The organism is Candidatus Marithrix sp. Canyon 246, assembly GCF_001723685.1.
In the GTDB taxonomy this organism is placed as follows: Bacteria; Pseudomonadota; Gammaproteobacteria; order Beggiatoales; family Beggiatoaceae; genus Marithrix.
In genome coordinates, this window is the sequence record NZ_MCBX01000003.1 from 153963 (window position 1) to 170352 (window position 16390).

Genomic DNA, 16390 nt, shown 5'->3' on the forward strand with positions numbered 1-16390 from the left:
ACATTATTGCATAAGGGACTAGGTGTAGTGGATGTTGTTGAGCAAATTCAGTTTAAATGAATAGCCTGATACATCTCTCGAAGGACCCGAATTATCACGCTGTGGTTCAAAGCGGCAACAATTTTACAATATGGCTGTGAATGCTTCCTATCTATTATTCTCCTAACATATATTCAATAGCAGCCTCTAGTTCTTCATCTGTTAAACTAGGATTACCGCCACGTGCTGGCATGTTATTTAAACCATTGATCGAATTTTGAAGTAAAACATCTTTTCCTTTGGCAATACGATTAGCCCAATCAGCTTGATCACGAAATTTAGGCGCAGCTAATACGCCAGTTCCATGACAAGCAAAACACACACCATCATAAACTTCTTTACCTGATTTTGGTGCAGTTACTACTACTACTTCTTCTTCTTCTGGTTTGGAACCTTCAATATTGACTTGACCAATAGGTTTTATTCGCTCAACGCGCAAATCTTTGGGTTCTTGATAATCACTATTATCAAGTCCAGCGCTTAATAAGAAATACATTAAAAATAGTATAAGTACTGATACTACTGTATAAATAATCACTGTCCAGTTACGAGCTGAATCTGTAGTATTTTTATCGGTCACAAACATCTCCTTTTGGTAAAAAACCAAATATTATAACAGAAAAAATTGCTCTAAATAAAAAATTATGGTATTATTGAGTGATAATGCGCCCGTAGCTCAGTTAGGATAGAGCGTTGGCCTCCGGAGCCAAAGGTCACAGGTTCGAGTCCTGTTGGGCGCGAAAGTTTTTGGAGTTGGTTGAGCAGTCGCTATATTTATGATTTATAAGAATATAGAGGAAAGTCCGGGCTTCATAGGGCAAGGTGCCAGATAATCTCTGGGAAGCGTGAGCTTATGGATAGTGCCACAGAAAATATACCGCCTACGGGTAAGGGTGAAAAGGTGTGGTAAGAGCGCACCGCATTAATGGTAACATTAATGGCAGGGTAAACCCCACCTGAAGCAAGACCAAATAGTTAAACATTGATGTTGTCCGCATCGTTTATGGGTAGGTCGCATGAGGTGACTGGTGACAGTCATCCCAGATGAATGACTGTTCTTGACAGAACCCGGCTTATAGACTAACTCCACCTTTATTGAATATAAACATTATTTGATATGTTAATTAATTTTGTTACATACTTAATGTAGGTAAATCATTAAGGTTTTTCAAACTGAAATAATTCAAAAATTCACGAGTAGTACCATATAAAGCAGGGCGACCAGGAGTCTCTCGATGTGCTAATACTCGTATCCAATTATAATCTTGTAATTTTTTGATTATATCTGTACTAACACTAATTCCACGTATTGATTCAATTTCCCCACGAGTTATAGGTTGTCTATAAGTAATGATCGCTAGAGTTTCTAGTAATGCTCGCGAATAACGCGGTGCGCGTTCAGCTTGTAAGCGTTGTAACCATGAATTTAGTGTAGCTTTGGTTTGGAAACGATAGCCGCTTGCAACTTCAACTAATTCTATACCTCGATCAGTATAATCTTCAGCTAGTTGTTTTAAGCTGGTTCGTATAACTGATCTTTCTGGTTGTTCCAGCTCAGGAAATAATTTTAACAAGTTATCAATTGTTAAAGGTTTAGTAGCTATAAATAAAGCGGCTTCAATTATTGACTTATGATCTGTCATTAATATTTATTATTTCAATTTGTATTAGTGATTCTTTTACTAATTCTAGTATTGCTAGTAATGTTACTACTACTCCTGCTCGACCTTCTTCAAGTTTAAATAAGCTTATAAAGTTTATTGTTGTGGTTGTGCTTTTAATCTTCTCTAAAATGAAGCTCATACGCTCTCTGACTGACAGAGCTTCTCGTATGATTTTATGTGAATTTAGCAGTGTAGCGCGTTGCATTACCTCTTTTATTGCTACTAATAGTTCAGAATATTCTATAGTTGGAACTATAACAGGTGTTTCAACTTGATTATATTCAACTGATGCAATAAATAAGTCTCTATCTATTCTAGCTAAAGCCTCTATATATTGAGCTGCTTGTTTATATTGAGCGTATTCTTGTAATTGTTGTACTAAATTTTTTCTAGGATCAGACGCTGTTTCAGTTGTAGTTTGTGGCAGCAACATACGGGATTTTATTTCCATTAATAATGCTGCCATCAGTAAATATTCTGCCGCTAGTTCCAAATCTAATTCTTGCATTAAATCAATGTATTTTACATATTGATTGGTAATATCTGCAATTGGAATATCAAGTATATCTAACTTTTGGGTTTGTATTAAATGTAATAATAAATCTAAAGGACCCTCAAAGCTTTCAAGAAATACTTGCATAGCATTTGGCGGAATATAAAGTTCCTTCATTGATATTTTAAACCCATAACTTCTCTGACTTCGCTAAGGGTTTCACGAGCAGCAGCGCGTGCAACTTCGCAACCTTCATTAATTATTGTTTGTACGGATTCTGGATCTTCAGTATAGCGTTGAATACGTTCTTGTATCGGTTTTAATTCTGTTATCACAGCATCTATTATTGGTTTTTTACATTCTATACAGCCGATTTCAGCAGTTTTACAACCGTTTTGTACCCACTTTTTAGTATTTTCATTAGAATAAACTTGATGAAATTGCCAAACTGGACATTTTGCAGGATCACCAGCATCAGTTCGACGTACTCGTGCTGGATCAGTGGGCATGGTACGGATATTTTTTTCTATAATTATAGGATCATCACGTAATGCGATAGTATTTTTATAGGATTTGGACATTTTTTGTCCATCCAAACCGGGCATTTTAGATGTTGGAGTTAATAAGGCTTCTGGTTCTGTTAAAATTGTTTTAGTTTCGCCTTCTAAATAACCTAAAAGACGTTTTTTATCTCCTAGATTTATATTTTGTTGTTCATCTATTAAAGCTTTAGCGGTACTTAAAGCATCATCATCACCTTGTTCTTTATAAAGTTTTCTTAAACGCTTATAATTTTTACCGATTTTTTTACCCATTTTACGAATGGCTGCTTGTACTTTTTCTTCAAAATCTGCTTCACGCCCATAAATATGGTTAAAACGTCGTGCTAATTCGCGGGTAAATTCAATATGAGGTACTTGATCTTCACCAACAGGTACACCACCAGCTTTATAAAGTAAAATATCTGCCCCTTGTAGTAAGGGATAACCTAAAAATCCGTAAGTAGAAAGATCTTTATTTTGTAATTTTTGTTGTTGATCTTTATAAGTTGGAATCCGTTCTAACCAACTTAGTGGAGTTGACATTGATAATAATAGATGTAATTCCGCATGTTCAGGTACTTTAGATTGAATAAATAAAGTTGATTCACTCGGATTAATACCTACAGCTAACCAGTCAATTATCATGTCATAGACACTTTGAGCAATGATTTTGGTGTTATCATACTCAGTAGTTAATGCGTGCCAGTCTGCTACAAAAAAGTAACATCGGTATTGATGTTGTAATTCTACCCAGTTGTTTAGTACGCCGTGTAAATGTCCTAAATGTAATTGCCCTGTTGGTCGCATACCAGATAAAACACGTTGCGATATAGACGAATCCAAGAAAGTCTCCTTAATTTAAGTTAATAAAGATTAAAAATTGTAAAAGTACTTGCATAAATCCAAGAAAGTATTGCATAATTTGTTGCAGAACACCGGTTAAAAGTAATACTATTAATACAATTATACCAAAAGGTTCAAGTCTGCCATATTTATCTGCCATATTTAGTGGTAACATTGCATGAACCACTCGCCCACCGTCTAATGGTAAAATTGGTAATAAGTTTAATAACATTAATATAAAATTAATAATTACCCCTGCTTGACCTACGTAAATAAAGAAAATTGCAGAATCATAACTTGAGTAAAAAAAGAAACCTATATTAATTATAATAGCCCAAAATAATAGCATTAGCAAATTGGCTCCCGGGCCAGCGAGAGCAACTAATGCCATATCACGGCGCGGCTGATTTAATTGTTGAAAATTTACAGGTACAGGTTTAGCCCAGCCAAATACAAATCCAGTAAATATCAATAATAATGATGGTAGTATCACTGTGCCTATTGGATCTATATGCTTAATTGGATTGACTGTAATACGCCCTAGTTGATGAGCAGTATTATCGCCTAGTTTGAAGGCAGCCCAACCGTGTCCAACTTCATGTAATGTAATAGCAAATATTACTGGTAATATCCAAATCGCTATAAGTTGTAAAGTAGTTAATTCATTCATTGGCTAACCAATCTATTAAACCTTTTCCTTGTCTGATAATTTTTGGGGGATCACTAATTAAATCTACAACAGTTGTGGGTTTCAAGCCACAATTATCTCCATCAATTATAAGATCTACATGTTTTTCTAATAATTGTCTAATTGTTTCTGGATCAGTTTCTGGCATGTCTTGCTCTGGCAAAATTAGGGTAGAACTCATAATAGGTTCACCTAATTCTGCTAAAATTGCTTGAGCAATAGGATGAGCAGGCACACGTAATCCAATGGTTTTTCGTTTTGGATTTTGCAAGCGACGTGGTACTTCATGAGTGGCTTGCAGTATAAACGTATAAGGACCGGGGGTTAAGCTTTTCATCAGACGAAAAGCGGCATTGCCTACTTTAGCATAAGTTGCAATTTCAGATAAATCACTACAAACTAAAGTGAAATTATGTTCTTTATCGGTTTGACGAATACTATTAATGCGTGCCATAGCGGTTTTATTACCTATAGAACAACCGAAGGCATAACATGAATCGGTTGGATAGATACATAACGCGCCAGCACGAATGTTAGCAACAACTTGTTGAATAAATCGTGCTTGTGGATTTTTTGGGTGAATAGTAACAAATTGACTCATTTTTTATGAAATTTGAAATCCCATACCTTATGCCCTAGTTTTAAGCCACGTTGTTCAAATTTTGTTAATCGACGTATATCAGGGCGATCTGCAAAACCGCCATTAAATAATGGCGTAGTTTCTAATACTTCATTAATATGTTCAGCATAATTTTGCCAATCAGTAGCTATATAAAGCTCAGAATCTAATTTCATTACTGTTGCTAGTAATTTCAGAAATTCTGTTTGTATTAGTCGCCGTTTATGATGACGTTTTTTGGGCCAAGGATCAGGAAAAAATATATATACACAATCTAAAGATTCTAAAGGCAAATAATCTGTTAATATTTCTACAGCATCAGCGCAAATGACTTTAACATTAGTTAATTGAGCAGCTTCTAGTTCTATTAATAGATGACCAATACCGGGATTATAAACATCAATCCCTAAGAAATCATGTTCAGGATTATTTTTTGCCATACTGATTAAAGCATCACCCATACCAAAACCGATTTCTAAATGCTTAGGATTTGATCTACCAAATATTTGTTCTAATTTTAATACTTTTTTGTCTAAATTAATACCGTATTGGCACCATAATTTTTCACGCGCTTTTTTTTGTGATGCTGTTATACGCCCACTACGACTAACAAAACTACGAATCATTTGTTTATAAGCCCATCTAATGGAGATGATGCACTTGCATAGCGTTTACGTGGCATACGCCCTGCCATATAGGCTTCATATCCAGCTTCAATCGCTTTTTTCATTGCTGATGCCATTAAAATTGGTTGTTTAGCTGCGGCTATGGCGGTATTCATTAATACTCCATCACAACCCAATTCCATTGCTATCGCAGCATCTGAAGCAGTACCTACACCAGCGTCAACTAAAATTGGTACATCTGCATTTTCGACAATAGTCATGATGTTTAAGGGGTTTTGAATTCCTAAACCAGATCCAATTGGAGCGGCTAGTGGCATAACTGCAACACAACCTAATTCTTCAAAACGCTTTGCTATAATAGGGTCATCATTAGTATAAACCATTACTTGAAAGTCATCTTTAACTAAAACTTTTGCTGCTTCTAAGCTGGCAGTAATATCTGGATATAGGGTTTTTTGATCGCCTAATACTTCAAGTTTGACTAAATTATGACCATCAAGTAATTCTCGCGCTAAGCGACAAGTGCGTATAGCATCTTCTGCGGTATAACAGCCTGCTGTATTAGGTAATATCGTATATTTATCAGGTGATATGACTTCTAATAAATTGGGTTCATTTGGGGTTTGACCAATATTAGTGCGTCTAATTGCGACTGTGACAATTTCGGCACCACTGGCTTCAATCGCAAGCCGCGTTTGTTCTAAGTCTTTATATTTACCAGTTCCTACTAATAAACGAGAATTATAAGTTTTATTTCCTATAGTGAATGTATTTGACATATCACTCCTTATTGTGTGTAAATAAATTCAACATCTACTGATGAAAATTTGACATATCAGCAGCTTCTAAAATTAGATACTTATATATATAATTAATAAAATCAGCATATTACAATATTGGCAACTATATTGCAATACATATGAGTATCACAATCAAACTAATCCTACCTAGTTTATATTGTGACTAAGGTGCATCTCGTGTTGGTCACATTTAGATGCACCTTTCTATTTTACTCCTTACCTTCTTCGCTTTCCCGGCATTGATTTATTTTTTAATCCACGCATCATATTTCCCATACCGCCTTTTTTAGAAACTTTCTTTACCATTTTTTGCATTTGAGTAAATTGTTTTAATAAACGATTTACATCCTGTATTTGTGTTCCTGAGCCATTAGCAATACGCTTTTTACGAGAACCTTTTATAACCATTGGTAAACGTCGTTCATGTGGAGTCATAGAATTTATTATGGCTTCCATACGAGTTATTTCTTGATCATTTAATTGTGATTTAGCTTGCTCAGGAATTTGTTCTAAACCGGGCATTTTATCCATTAAGCTGGATACTCCACCCATACTTTTCATTTGAATTAATTGAGTACGAAAATCTTCAAAGTCAAATCCTTTGCCCTTTTTTAATTTCTTAGCTAATTTATCAGCTTCTTTTTGATCAACTTTACGTTCAACTTCTTCAATTAAACTTAGTACATCACCTTGACCTATAATTCTTGAGGCTATTCTGTCAGGATGAAATACTTCTAAGGCATCGGTTTTTTCACCGATACCTAGAAATTTAATCGGTTTGCCAGTTATATGACGTACTGATAATGCCGCTCCTCCACGAGCATCACCATCGACTTTGGTCAGAATTACCCCTGTTAAATCTAAGGCATCATTAAAAGCTTTGGCTGTTTTTGCAGCGTCTTGCCCTGTCATACTATCTACTACAAATAAAGTCTCAGTAGCTTCAACAGCTTTATGTAATGCCTTGATTTCACCCATCATTTCTTCATCAATATGAAGACGACCAGCGGTATCAATTATTAATACATCAATAAAGTCTAGGCGAGCTTGTTTAAGTGCATTTTTAGCAATTTTAACTGGTTTTTGTGTAGTTTCACTAGCAAAAAAATTGGCACCAACATCTGCAGCTACAGTTTCTAATTGTTGAATCGCGGCTGGGCGATATATATCGCAACTAGTAACCATAACTGATTTTTTATGGCGTTCCATCAACCAACGCGCAAGCTTTCCAACAGTAGTGGTTTTACCAGCACCTTGCAAGCCTGCCATTAAAATAACCATTGGTGCCGGAACATTTAAATTTAGTTCATTCGACTCAGCACCCATTAATTCAGTTAGCTCATCGCGCACTACCTTAATCAGAGCTTCCCCGGGTGTCAGACTACCAATAACTTCTTGACCAATAGCTCGTTGTTTTACTTGTTCTATAAATTCTTTAACAACTGGTAAGGCTACATCTGCTTCTAATAATGCCATACGTACTTCACGTAGTGCATCTTTAATATTTTTTTCAGTTAAACGCCCTTGCCCGCTTAAATTTTTTACCGTTTTGCTGAGACGTTCGCTAAGATTATCAAACATTTAAACTCCTTCTAGTGTTTCAGTGGTTTCTAACCACAATAATTCTGTTTCTTCTAATTGTTCGGTTAATTGTGCTTGCTTTTGAATATATTCTGTTAATTTTGCTTGATCATCATATAATAATGGATCAGCTAATAATGTTTCTACAGCTTGTTTTTCATTGCTTAATGTATCTATTTTTTTTTCTAAGGTTTTTAAGCGGTTTTGTAAAGTGCGACGCTGTTTACGTTGTGTATTATCTACACGTTTAGATGAAGATGATTTTTTTTCAGCGCGATGTTTTAGTAACCATTGTCTATAATCGTTTAAATCACCCTCAAAGGCAGCAACCCGCTGTTGTGCTACCAGATATAATTGATCAGTTGTAGTGCTTAATAGATGACGATCATGAGATACTATGACTAATGCACCAGCATAGTCTTGTAATGCAAAAGTTAGTGCATGACGCATTTCTAAGTCTAAATGGTTGGTGGGTTCATCTAACAGTAAAATATTAGGATTTTGCCACACAATTAAAGCTAAAGCTAAACGTGCTTTTTCTCCACCTGAAAAAGGGCTAATTGGTTCATATATTATATCTCCAATAAAACCAAAACTGGCTAAAAAATTTCGTAAATTTTGCTCAGTAGCTTTACTATCAATTGCTTGCAAATGTTGTAACGGACTATCTTGAGAAGATAATTGTTCTAATTGATGTTGGGCAAAATAGCCAATTTGCAAGCCATCTGCTAAACTAGATTCACCATTAATAGATTTAATTTCGCCAGCTAATAATTTTATTAATGAAGATTTACCAGCCCCATTAGGACCCAACAAACCAATACGTGACCCAGCAGAAATACGTAGTGTGATATTTTCTAATATAGGAATTTCGGTATAAGCTATACTTACTTTATCTAATAAAATTAAATTGTTAGGAATACTTTCAGGCGATTTAAAGCTAAAATTAAATGGTGATTCTACATGAGCAGGTGTAATGATTTCCATTCGTTCTAAAGCTTTTAAGCGACTTTGCGCTTGTTTAGCCTTAGTTGCTTTATAACGAAACCGTTCAACAAATGAATTAAGATGAGTAATTTGACGCTGTTGTTTTTTATAACTAGCTTGTTGTAGGGCAAGCTGAGCCGCTCTTTGCTGTTCAAAAGCTTCATAATTACCCGTATATAAATTTAGGCTTTCTTTTTCTAAGTGAATAATATTATTAATCACATTATTTAAAAATTCACGATCATGAGAAATTAATAATAAAGTGCCGGGATAGTGCTTTAGCCATTGCTCAAACCATAAAATGGCATCTAAATCTAAGTGATTAGTTGGTTCATCTAATAATAATAAATCGGAACGGCATATAAGAGCGCGTGCTAAATTTAAACGCATTCGCCAACCACCAGAAAATTCTGCCACTGGTTTATTAATATCATTTTCAGCAAAAGCTAAACCGTGCATCAATTGTGCAGCGCGTGCTTTGGCGGTATAACCATCAATAGCCTCAAATTGAGAGTGTAAATTAGCATCATCTTGTGCTATGCTTAATTGTTTTTCAATGTCTCGTAATTCTTGATCTCCATCTAATATATATTCAAGAGCAGATGTTGAAACAGCGGGAGTTTCTTGAGCGACATGGGCAATGGTTAAATTGTTTGGTAAAATTACATTACCTGAATCAGCTTGTAATTCATTACGTAGTAAAGCTAAGAAGCTAGACTTACCACTACCATTAGCACCAATTAAACCCAGTTTTTGCCCTTTATGCAAAATCAGATTAGTATTATTAAATAATATTTTCGTCCCTAATTGTAGGGATAAATTTTCAATAGTAATCATTAAAATTATAGAATATTAGAATTATGGCAAGAAATATAAAAGTTAAAGTTGCGAAAACTAAACATGGTACGAAAGTACAATCTCCAATGATTGTACATGAATCTTCAATTTTTTCATTTAAAACAGTTTTTTTAATGATGATATTATTGGGATTAATTGTATTAACTCATTTAGAATTAAAAGAACAATTTGTATTAAATAACATTATTGAACCACTTTTATCAGGCAAGAAGTCAGTTCCTGAAGAAGAAAAAAGGGATTTTTCTTCTACATCAGTGACTTTTCATGACAGGTTACAAAATGCAATGGATGCAGTTGAAAAAGTTTCTTTAATGGATCCACCTACTCAAATATTTAAACCAGTAATAACACCAACTCCAAATCCAACTGTAACAACTCAAACTGATGTAGTAAAACCTATAGTAACAGCATCTGTTTCAAATGTAGTAACTAAGTATCATGCTGTAGTTTCAGGAGATATTTTATATAATATTGCACAAAAATATGGAGTTAATTATAAGGATTTAGCGGATTGGAATAATATTGATAATCCTGCGGATTTGAAATTAGGACAAAAATTATTACTTTCTGAACCAGCAAAACCCACAGTGGTTGCTGTGAATAATAAGGGTTTAGAACAACCAGCTTATCATGTAGTAAAAAGTGGTGATTTTTTAGCTAAAATTGCAAAACAATATAACGTGAATTATATGAATTTAGCGCGTTGGAATAATATTGCTGCTCCTTATGCTTTGAAATTAGAACAAAAATTATTAGTTTCTGAACCTCCCAAAACTAAAAAACCCGAACCAGTTCCAGTGATTGATAAGCATCATATAGTAAAAAGCGGTGATTTTTTAGCTAAAATTGCAAAACAATATAACGTGAATTATATGAATTTAGCGCGTTGGAATAATATTGCTGCTCCTTATGCTTTGAAATTAGGACAAAAATTATTAGTTTCTGAACCACCAAAACCAACAGTGGTTGCTGTGATTGATCATGATAAGGATGGTGTTCCTGATGATAAGGATTTTTGTCAAAATACTACAACTGAAGAAATTAGTAAGGGAATTGATAATATGGGTTGTGTTATCAAAACGCAAGAAAAACCGAAACAATCAGAACAACCAGCTTATCATGTAGTAAAAAGTGGTGATTTTTTAGCTAAAATTGCAAAACAATATAACGTGAATTATATGGATTTAGCGCGTTGGAATAATATTGCTGCTCCTTATGCTTTGAAATTAGGACAAAAATTATTAGTTTCTGAACCACCAAAACCAACAGTGGTTGCTGTGATTGATCATGATAAGGATGGTGTTCCTGATGATAAGGATTTTTGTCAAAATACTACAACTGAAGAAATTAGTAAGGGAATTGATAATATGGGTTGTGTTATCAAAACGCAAGAAAAACCGAAACAATCAGAACAACCAGCTTATCATGTAGTAAAAAGTGGTGATTTTTTAGCTAAAATTGCAAAACAATATAACGTGAATTATATGGATTTAGCGCGTTGGAATAATATTGCTGCTCCTTATGCTTTGAAATTAGGACAAAAATTATTAGTTTCTGAACCACCAAAACCAACAGTGGTTGCTGTGATTGATCATGATAAGGATGGTGTTCCTGATGATAAGGATTTTTGTCAAAATACTACAACTGATGAAATTATTAAAGGAATTGATAATATGGGTTGTGTTATAAAAACGGAAGCAACACCGGAACAACCAGCTTATCATGTAGTAAAAAGCGGTGAAATATTATTTAATATTGCTAAAATTTATAAAGTCTATTATAAGGATTTAGCGCGTTGGAATAATATTCCTTATCCTTATGCTTTGAAATTAGGACAAAAATTATTAGTTTCTGAACCAGAAGCACCAGAAGCACCAGAAGCACCAGAAGAAACAATTATTGCTGTTCCTGATAATGACAAAGATGGTGTTAATGATGATAAAGATTCTTGCCCCAATACCACTACTGATGAAATTATTAAAGGAGTTGATGATTTCGGTTGTGTTATCAAAACGGCAGAAAAACCAGCTTATCATATAGTAAAAAGCGGCGATTTTTTAGCTAAAATTTCTAAACGTTATCGAATTTCTTATAAAGATCTAGCTCGTTGGAATAATTTACCGCGCCCTTACAATTTGAAACTAGGACAAAAATTAGTACTTTCTGCACCTCTTGATCAAGATCACGATGATGTTCCTGATGATAAAGATCATTGCCTTAATACCACTATTGAAGAAATAGGTAAAGGTGTTGATGCTATGGGTTGTGTTATTAATACACCTGAAATTTCAAAAAATGAACCAGTATATCATATTGTAAAAAGGGGTGAAAGTTTATTTAAAATTTCTAGGTTGTATAAAGTGTCTTATACAGATCTTGCCCGTTGGAATAACATTTCCATATCTTCTTCATTGAATCTGGGTCAAAAATTATTAGTTTCCAAACCTATAGAGTCATTTTTAAGTGTGGATACAGATGAAGATGGGATTGATGATGACAAAGATCGTTGTCCAAATAATACTGAAGATGAAGTTATTAATGGGGTTGATGAAAATGGTTGTGCTATTAAAATAGAAGATTATTTTGATTTTCCTAAAAAAAAAGTTTCTAAACCAGTATTAAGAACTACAAAAAAAAAGTTATTGTTTCATGATCGTTTAAGAAATGGCAATTTAGGACCACAAATGGTATGGATACCTGCTGGTTCGTTTAAGATGGGTGATCTGCAAGGAGGCGGTGAAAAAGATGAACAACCTATTCATAAAGTAGATATTAAACGCTTTGCAAGTTCTCGTTATGAAATAACATTTTCAGACTATGATAAATTTGCTACAGCCACTAGACGCAAAAAACCACATGATGAAGGTTGGGGTAGAGGAATTAGACCAGTTATAAATGTTAATTGGGAAGATGCCAGAGCTTATTGTACATGGTTAAGTCGTGAAACTGGACATCACTACCGCCTGCCTACTGAAGCAGAATGGGAATATGCAGCTCGTGCTGGAAGCAAAACCAAATATTGGTGGGGAAATCGTATTGGAACTAACAATGCAACTTGTAATAAATGTAATTCTAAATGGGGCTGGGATGCTCAAAATATGACTGCACCAGTTGGTTCTTTTAAAGCGAATCCATTTGGATTATATGATACAGTTGGTAATGTTTATGAATGGACTTGTTCTGCATATGGAGTAGAACTAAAAGCTAATAAAAAAGAACTGGTAAAATATAATGGCAAAGAACAGACTTGTGTGAATAGAAAAACTAAAAATAAATTCAGAGTTATTCGTGGCGGGCATTGGTTAAGCGATCCTGAAGATAATCGTGCCGCACACCGTTTTGAGTCTTGGTTAGGTTATCGGGTTAATTTTATTGGATTTAGAGTTGTAAGAGAATAAAAATGAAAAGCTCGCCCATCAAATTCAGTATAGTTAATAATATAAGAGGAGATTTAAAATGATTTTTGATCTTGAAATTGAAAATTTTAGATGTTTTGGTAAATCGTATCTGTCTGGATTTGGTCAAATTAATTTGATCGGTGGTCAAAATAATGTTGGCAAAACGGCTTTTTTGGAGGCTTTGTATTTAAATCATTCGCCTCAAGTTTCCACTCTAATGCAGCTTAGAGGAATTAATCAAGATGTGATAACTGCTTATCCGGCTAAGGCTTGGAATAATTTATTCTTAAATCAACAGAAAAATGCTACCATTAATATTAAATCAGTTAATGAGGATAATATTACTAATATTATTAGTATGAATGTTGGTCTGAGATTTTATTACATAATGATAAATCTAAAATTTCTACCTTAAACTTAATCTATCAAAACGGCGAACCTTTATCTTCTTTAGTGGCACATTCTAAAGGCATTTTAGTCAAAGCCAATAGTGAATACTCAGATAATCTTCCTTTTAAACAGATTTATTGGATACCAGCGTCAGGTAATTCTTCTGAGCAAAACTTAGCCAGACTTTATGATCAATCTTATTTAGATGGTAATAATGATAAAGTCATGAAAGCATTCAAAATCATTGATTCATCTATATTAGATGTAAGAACTTTGACACTTGGAACTCCGCTGATTTATTTAGCTAGGAAAGATGAAAACCTTATGCCTTTATCTGTTTTTGGCGAATCTTTAAATAGGGTAGCTGATTTATTTCTGAAATTGGTGAATGATCGAGGAGGTATTTTGCTGATAGATGAAATCGAAAATGCGATTCATCATATTCATCAATCCAAATTATGGGAAATGTTATTTGAATTAGCCACTGAATTTAATGTCCAAATATTTGCCACAACTCATAGCTTAGAAATGCTTAAAGCATTTACACAAGTATCTTCCGCTCAAGATAAAGTTGTGGTTATTATTTTGAGTTTGCGCGTCATGTTCACACTAATCAAATTATTGGGATGAAATATGATATGGAGGTTTTAGATTATGGATTAAAGCGCAAAAAAGGAGTTAGAGGTGAGTAATGTTTTAATAGTGGAAAGTGAAAATGATAAATACTTTGTAGAAACATTAATCGAACACTGGCAATATGCCAATATTACTCTGAATTCACCTATTTTAGTTGTTTACTATAGTTTTATCATTACCACGCGCCTGCTTCCAGTTTTAAGAGAAGAATCTTGACGCTGGCGCGTGGGATACCCAGGAGGTGCCAGCTAACCGGAGAAATTATTGAAAGCAAGGTAGCTAATTTATTGTCTTATATTGATTTATCTAAAAGAGATTATCCTTGTTATTTTTAATTGAATATTGCAGATATAACAGACAACATGATTATCCAGAAAATTAGGTCTATACGCAAGTCAAAAGGTTGGTCACTGTCTGTGAATGGATATGCTAATATTGAACGCGGCGAAACTGATGTACAAGTTTCTAGGCTGGAACAAATTGCTGAGACTTTCGGGATGGGATTATTGGAATTATTTAATTTTGGTGAAAAAAATGAATTTGAACATGAATTAGAAAAAGCCCGTCTTCTATTGCAACAACAGCAAAAAGAAAATAATTATCTAAAGGAAATTATAGCTAATCTTATGAAAAATGAAAGCGAATAATTTTATGACAGGCTTTAATCCTGTCATAACTGCTAGCCGGGATAAAATTCATCCAGTAAGATTTGTTTAATTGTATATTCACAGGCTGTTGCAAATTGGCTTGTCGCTAAGCCAGTTTCTGCTTTCGCTAATTTAACCGCGTCAGGATAGGCTTTTATCATCAAAGTTTCAAGTTGATTCTTAAGACTAGGGCTATCTTCCAATTGTTTTTCAATTTTATAGCGTTGTTCCACAATTGAGCCTCGCCAACTGTTACTGCGATGTGTTGGCTGATATTGCCACTTGAGTAGATGAGCCAACAATATCACAAGCCGGCTTAAAAGTTCACGCCTATCGCGTTTTGCCATACTTTCTAATTCATCAAGTAAAATTTCCGTATTAAGCTCAGACAAACGTCCCTGTTTGAGTAAATTTATTGTATGTTCTAGCCACCCATAAAAATCTTTTTCATATAATACTTGGTTAAACATCTTTAATCCTAAATGGACGCATATGCTGGACCGCGTTTTTGCCCTGCTTTTTCTAACTTATCCAAATATTCTTGCCACAATTGATCATGATTTTTACCGATATTATATAACCATTCCCAAGAATAAATTCCTGAATCATGATCATCGTCAAAAACTAATTGTACAGCATAAGTACCAACAGGTACAATTTTATCAATATTTATATCAGCCTTACCAACTTGTAAGACAGCTTGATCAGGGGAATGCCCACGCACTTCGGCTGAAGGTGAAGAGATTCTTAAATATTCACAGCTTAATTCAAACTGTTCACCATTATCAAAGCTGATTTCTAAAATCTTAGATTTTTGATGTAATTCTATATTAGTAGGGATTGGATTTTTCATAATATCAAAGATAAGATTAAAAACTGATTTTACAATAGTAAAAGTGTTATAAACAACAGCGAGGTTAAATTATATCCTTATTCATTGGCAAGTAACAATCGGTCAGCATGTTGATGCTTATATAAAGCCATTGCTTCAAGTTCGCCTTTTCCCAAACCTTGAGCTACAATGATAAATTTAGATAAATCAATATCAATGATTTTATCAAATAGATAATTTCTTAATGCACTTGCTTGAGGAACTTGTATTTCATCGAATAATGTATCCAGCCAATGAAGTCCATTACAAGCAGCAATAGCAATAAGGGCGGATGTGTCTGCAATAATTAACATCAGGAAATTTGGCGCAAATCAGCAAGTTCAGCATCTAAACTTTCAGGTGAATAATTCAAAATTGGTATATTATGTTTTTTGCATTCTGCTATAAAAGCATAACGATCTATTCCTGCTAATTCTGTAGCTGCTCCTGCTGATAATTTACCAGATCTAAATAAAGCTAATGCAGCATAAAGCTTCAATGTAACACCTATTTATAGTGGTGTTTTGTTAAAAGCAAATTGTTCTGGTATATCTAATGTAACTTGCATGTTAATTACTCCAAAATACATTACAAACTTAAATTACCCAAGTGCGTAACATTAGTTAATACACTGATTTCTAAAATCTTAGATTTTTGATGTAATTCTATATTAGTAGGGATTGGATTTTTCATAATGTCAAAGATAAG

The 16390-nt window shown here is 34.1% G+C and carries 19 protein-coding genes, 1 tRNA gene and 1 other RNA gene; 7 read left to right on the forward strand and 14 right to left on the reverse strand.

From position 1 onward, the window contains the following. Window positions 1-154: 154 nt before the first annotated feature. Window positions 155-619: a c-type cytochrome gene (locus BHU68_RS03215; protein ID WP_171899501.1), complete on the reverse strand. Its 465-nt coding sequence runs from the start codon at window positions 617-619 to the stop codon at window positions 155-157. 85 nt (window positions 620-704) lie between these two features. Between BHU68_RS03215 and BHU68_RS03220 the strand changes: the two genes are divergently transcribed. After that, window positions 705-779 (forward strand) — tRNA-Arg (locus BHU68_RS03220). Between the two features lie 9 nt (window positions 780-788). Further along, window positions 789-1131, forward strand: an RNA gene (gene rnpB, locus BHU68_RS03225) — RNase P RNA component class A. 41 nt (window positions 1132-1172) lie between these two features. Here the strand turns inward: rnpB and scpB are convergent. The 9 genes from scpB to BHU68_RS03270 all read right to left on the reverse strand — a co-directional run bounded on the left by scpB (window position 1173) and on the right by BHU68_RS03270 (window position 9719). Further along, on the reverse strand, window positions 1173-1682 hold the full coding sequence (gene scpB, locus BHU68_RS03230; protein ID WP_069471911.1) for an SMC-Scp complex subunit ScpB: 510 nt from the start codon (window positions 1680-1682) through the stop codon (window positions 1173-1175). Beyond that, window positions 1669-2373, reverse strand: a complete 705-nt coding sequence (locus tag BHU68_RS03235) for a segregation and condensation protein A (RefSeq protein WP_069471912.1) — start codon at window positions 2371-2373, stop codon at window positions 1669-1671. The genes scpB and BHU68_RS03235 overlap by 14 nt, the downstream gene beginning before the upstream one ends. Then, on the reverse strand, window positions 2370-3581 hold the full coding sequence (locus BHU68_RS03240) for a tryptophan--tRNA ligase (protein ID WP_216092602.1): 1212 nt from the start codon (window positions 3579-3581) through the stop codon (window positions 2370-2372). The genes BHU68_RS03235 and BHU68_RS03240 overlap by 4 nt, the downstream gene beginning before the upstream one ends. Window positions 3582-3591: 10 nt before the next feature. Then, the gene (locus BHU68_RS03245) at window positions 3592-4251 is read right to left on the reverse strand and encodes a site-2 protease family protein (protein ID WP_069471913.1); all 660 of its coding nucleotides are present in this window, start codon (window positions 4249-4251) and stop codon (window positions 3592-3594) included. After that, a complete protein-coding gene (locus BHU68_RS03250; RefSeq protein WP_069471914.1) occupies window positions 4244-4870 on the reverse strand; it encodes an L-threonylcarbamoyladenylate synthase in 627 nt (208 codons plus the stop codon). Before BHU68_RS03250 ends, BHU68_RS03245 begins: the two co-directional genes overlap by 8 nt. Continuing rightward, a complete protein-coding gene (gene trmB, locus BHU68_RS03255; RefSeq protein WP_069471915.1) occupies window positions 4867-5514 on the reverse strand; it encodes a tRNA (guanosine(46)-N7)-methyltransferase TrmB in 648 nt (215 codons plus the stop codon). The genes BHU68_RS03250 and trmB overlap by 4 nt, the downstream gene beginning before the upstream one ends. Beyond that, window positions 5511-6293 carry a thiazole synthase gene (locus tag BHU68_RS03260; protein WP_069471916.1) on the reverse strand — a complete coding sequence of 261 codons (783 nt, stop codon included), beginning with the start codon at window positions 6291-6293 and terminating at the stop codon, window positions 5511-5513. Before BHU68_RS03260 ends, trmB begins: the two co-directional genes overlap by 4 nt. A 237-nt stretch (window positions 6294-6530) precedes the next feature. Then, window positions 6531-7895 carry a signal recognition particle protein gene (gene ffh / locus BHU68_RS03265; RefSeq protein WP_069471917.1) on the reverse strand — a complete coding sequence of 455 codons (1365 nt, stop codon included), beginning with the start codon at window positions 7893-7895 and terminating at the stop codon, window positions 6531-6533. Then, window positions 7896-9719: an ATP-binding cassette domain-containing protein gene (locus tag BHU68_RS03270; RefSeq protein WP_069471918.1), complete on the reverse strand. Its 1824-nt coding sequence runs from the start codon at window positions 9717-9719 to the stop codon at window positions 7896-7898. A gap of 23 nt (window positions 9720-9742) precedes the next feature. On the opposite strand from BHU68_RS03270, the gene BHU68_RS03275 reads away from it, so the two are divergent. The 5 genes from BHU68_RS03275 (at window position 9743) to BHU68_RS03290 (ending at window position 14811) form a co-directional block, all read left to right on the forward strand. Further along, window positions 9743-13138 carry a LysM peptidoglycan-binding domain-containing protein gene (locus BHU68_RS03275; protein ID WP_069472912.1) on the forward strand — a complete coding sequence of 1132 codons (3396 nt, stop codon included), beginning with the start codon at window positions 9743-9745 and terminating at the stop codon, window positions 13136-13138. A gap of 58 nt (window positions 13139-13196) precedes the next feature. Next, entirely contained in the window at window positions 13197-13553 is a 357-nt protein-coding gene (locus BHU68_RS03280; RefSeq protein WP_069471920.1) for an AAA family ATPase, read from the forward strand. Window positions 13554-13591: 38 nt separating this feature from the next. Then, window positions 13592-14158 carry an AAA family ATPase gene (locus BHU68_RS03285; RefSeq protein ID WP_069471921.1) on the forward strand — a complete coding sequence of 189 codons (567 nt, stop codon included), beginning with the start codon at window positions 13592-13594 and terminating at the stop codon, window positions 14156-14158. A gap of 54 nt (window positions 14159-14212) precedes the next feature. Further along, window positions 14213-14380, forward strand: a complete 168-nt coding sequence (locus BHU68_RS17100; RefSeq protein WP_171899604.1) for a hypothetical protein — start codon at window positions 14213-14215, stop codon at window positions 14378-14380. A gap of 200 nt (window positions 14381-14580) precedes the next feature. Then, window positions 14581-14811 (forward strand): hypothetical protein, encoded by a 231-nt coding sequence (locus tag BHU68_RS03290; RefSeq protein WP_069471922.1) that lies wholly within the window; start codon window positions 14581-14583, stop codon window positions 14809-14811. A 32-nt stretch (window positions 14812-14843) separates the two neighbouring features. Here BHU68_RS03290 and BHU68_RS03295 read toward each other — a convergent pair whose 3' ends face one another. The 4 genes from BHU68_RS03295 to BHU68_RS03310 form a co-directional block, all read right to left on the reverse strand. Next, window positions 14844-15281: a DUF29 domain-containing protein gene (locus BHU68_RS03295; protein ID WP_069471923.1), complete on the reverse strand. Its 438-nt coding sequence runs from the start codon at window positions 15279-15281 to the stop codon at window positions 14844-14846. Window positions 15282-15289: 8 nt separating this feature from the next. Further along, window positions 15290-15664, reverse strand: a complete 375-nt coding sequence (locus BHU68_RS03300; RefSeq protein ID WP_069471924.1) for a gamma-butyrobetaine hydroxylase-like domain-containing protein — start codon at window positions 15662-15664, stop codon at window positions 15290-15292. A 77-nt stretch (window positions 15665-15741) separates the two neighbouring features. Then, on the reverse strand, window positions 15742-15996 hold the full coding sequence (locus BHU68_RS03305; RefSeq protein WP_069471925.1) for a hypothetical protein: 255 nt from the start codon (window positions 15994-15996) through the stop codon (window positions 15742-15744). Beyond that, a complete protein-coding gene (locus BHU68_RS03310) occupies window positions 15996-16181 on the reverse strand; it encodes a UPF0175 family protein (protein ID WP_069471926.1) in 186 nt (61 codons plus the stop codon). Before BHU68_RS03310 ends, BHU68_RS03305 begins: the two co-directional genes overlap by 1 nt. Window positions 16182-16390 lie beyond the last annotated feature (209 nt).

Excerpts from the sequence above, each read along its gene's own strand:
- ffh (WP_069471917.1), bottom strand. The coding sequence starts at position 7,895 with ATGTTTGATAATCTTAGCGAACGTCTCAGCAAAACGGTAAAAAATTTA.
- BHU68_RS03300 (WP_069471924.1), bottom strand. The coding sequence starts at position 15,664 with ATGAAAAATCCAATCCCTACTAATATAGAATTACATCAAAAATCTAAG.
- BHU68_RS03280 (WP_069471920.1), top strand. The coding sequence starts at position 13,197 with ATGATTTTTGATCTTGAAATTGAAAATTTTAGATGTTTTGGTAAATCG.
- BHU68_RS03250 (WP_069471914.1), bottom strand. The coding sequence starts at position 4,870 with ATGAGTCAATTTGTTACTATTCACCCAAAAAATCCACAAGCACGATTT.
- BHU68_RS03275 (WP_069472912.1), top strand. The coding sequence starts at position 9,743 with ATGGCAAGAAATATAAAAGTTAAAGTTGCGAAAACTAAACATGGTACG.
- trmB (WP_069471915.1), bottom strand. The coding sequence starts at position 5,514 with ATGATTCGTAGTTTTGTTAGTCGTAGTGGGCGTATAACAGCATCACAA.
- BHU68_RS03260 (WP_069471916.1), bottom strand. The coding sequence starts at position 6,293 with ATGTCAAATACATTCACTATAGGAAATAAAACTTATAATTCTCGTTTA.
- BHU68_RS03295 (WP_069471923.1), bottom strand. The coding sequence starts at position 15,281 with ATGTTTAACCAAGTATTATATGAAAAAGATTTTTATGGGTGGCTAGAA.
- BHU68_RS03235 (WP_069471912.1), bottom strand. The coding sequence starts at position 2,373 with ATGAAGGAACTTTATATTCCGCCAAATGCTATGCAAGTATTTCTTGAA.
- BHU68_RS03305 (WP_069471925.1), bottom strand. The coding sequence starts at position 15,996 with ATGTTAATTATTGCAGACACATCCGCCCTTATTGCTATTGCTGCTTGT.
- scpB (WP_069471911.1), bottom strand. The coding sequence starts at position 1,682 with ATGACAGATCATAAGTCAATAATTGAAGCCGCTTTATTTATAGCTACT.
- BHU68_RS03270 (WP_069471918.1), bottom strand. The coding sequence starts at position 9,719 with ATGATTACTATTGAAAATTTATCCCTACAATTAGGGACGAAAATATTA.
- BHU68_RS03245 (WP_069471913.1), bottom strand. The coding sequence starts at position 4,251 with ATGAATGAATTAACTACTTTACAACTTATAGCGATTTGGATATTACCA.